We start from the raw sequence: 1,877 nt of genomic DNA on the forward strand, positions 1-1,877 counted from the left end.
CAGCACCCCGATGTTCAGGGCACAATCGACGACACATTAGCTCGCATCCAAGCGGCAGGACGGGTCGCCGGTACGCTAGCCAACAACGATAATGTTGCGAAGTACGCTGCGGCAGGCGTCCGCTTCCTATTCACTAGTGTTGGAGGGTGGATCACCGCCGGTGCTGCCGAGTTTGTCAGCCGCGCTGAAGAAGCAAAATAACACCGCTCATGTAAAGAAACCGTACAACAGTAGGGGCAACCCTTGTGGTTGACCGTCTTTAGTCCTTACTTTTTTGTTCCCGTAGATTCGTGTTAATTCGCGGATGCTTTGCACCTTCTTTTTATATGAACCAATCCACGAATTCATTAGAAAACAGGAGTTAAACGATGAAGATAACCGGTGTTACACCGTGGCTCGTTAGATCACAATCACCTTACCTAGATACGGCCGGCGAAACCTCCGGTAGAGAACGAGAGTATGTTTTCGTTGAGGTTTCAACAGACGAAGGGATTACGGGCTGGGGCGAAATTACCGGCACCTCCTCAGTAGCAAATAGAGCGGTCTGTGCCATGCTCGCACAAACCAGCAATCTGGTTGAGGGTGACGATGCAACGCGCATCGAGACGATATGGAACAAGGTTTTCCGAGCGTTCACCTACATGGGGACGCGGGGTGCCACATCAAATATCGTCAGTGCCATTGACATCGCATTGTGGGATATTCGTGGTAAGCAGTTGGGATTACCAATCTATGAGCTAGTTGGAGGGGGACCCGTTCGGGACTCGATATCCCTTTATACACACCCAGGGGGTGGGAAAGATCCGGAGAGCGCGGCAGTGCATTGTAAAGCGATTGCGGAAACCGGCCATACAGCTTTGAAAACTGACCCGTTCCCTCACCATCCGGAGGAAGCCAACGGCTATTTGAGTGGGCAGATGGACGCCGCAGGAGAAGAACAGGGCGCAAATGTGATCGCTGCGATTCGAGAGGCGGTCGGACCTGACATTCAAATTCTCATCGACTGTCACGGTCGGTTCGACGTGGCGACAGCGATTCGGCTCGCTAAAAGGTTGGAGCCTTATAACATTGGTTGGTTTGAAGAGCCGGTCCCTGTCGAAAGCTACCACGCATTGAAGCAGGTCAGACAGAACGTCAGCGTGCCAATCTGTGTCGGTGAGCGACTTCAGACCCGTTATGAGTTCGTGCCAGTCCTCGAAAATGAGCTTGCTGACTTTATCATGCCAGACGTGACGTGGGCAGGTGGTATCTCAGAGTTGAAGAAGATTGCGACGCAGGCGGAGGCTTACTACGTGCCGATCTCCCCACACGATGCGAGCGGTCCCATCAATGATGACCGTCCCAAATTTCTACAAATTGGAGACCAGTCGTGCCAAGCTCAATGCTTATGATGTGCTGGTAGATCATCCATTGGATGTCAGGGATGGCTGCCTGCATCTATCCAACCGTCCCGGCTTGGGAATTGAGATGAATGTCGATTACCTGCGAAGCAAAGCGATCGCACCGTTCTCCGGTTGAAGCGCAACCCCTTTGTAGGATTCGTTTTCGTTCAGGAATGGCGGTGAACAACCAGCTTTCAACTACATCATGGATTCACCGCCATCAATGTCTATGCTGACACCGCTAATCCAAGCAGATTCATCCGATGCCAGAAAGACTGCCGCCATTGCAATGTCAGCCGGATGCCCCCCGCGAACTAGTTCAGGCGGTGGCAGTCCCGCATCCTCCTCGCCACGAGTGTCGCCAATACCACCGGGACAGATACAGTTCACCCGAATCCCATCATCGCGGTATTGGCGCGCGAGATTACGGGTGAGTCCTATCAGTCCCCATTTCGCTGCACCATAACCGGCGTTGGCGCGTTGTCGGGTTTCACC

Annotated in this window: 2 protein-coding genes and 1 pseudogene; 2 read left to right on the forward strand and 1 reads right to left on the reverse strand. The window is 53.1% G+C overall.

Going from position 1 to position 1,877, the window contains the following annotated elements:
- Together J4G02_22210 and J4G02_22215 are read left to right on the forward strand one after the other, a co-directional pair.
- The coding region (locus tag J4G02_22210) for a 4-hydroxy-2-oxo-heptane-1,7-dioate aldolase (protein ID MCE2397227.1) at positions 1 to 201 on the forward strand (201 nt) is incomplete at its 5' end.
- Positions 202 to 368: 167 nt separating this feature from the next.
- A pseudogene (locus J4G02_22215) lies at positions 369 to 1,518 on the forward strand (mandelate racemase/muconate lactonizing enzyme family protein).
- 62 nt (positions 1,519 to 1,580) lie between these two features.
- Here J4G02_22215 and J4G02_22220 read toward each other — a convergent pair.
- On the reverse strand, positions 1,581 to 1,877 hold a 297-nt coding region (locus tag J4G02_22220; protein ID MCE2397228.1), incomplete at its 5' end, for an SDR family oxidoreductase.

It is taken from the genome of Candidatus Poribacteria bacterium (assembly GCA_021295755.1).
Taxonomy (GTDB): Bacteria; Poribacteria; WGA-4E; order WGA-4E; family PCPOR2b; genus PCPOR2b.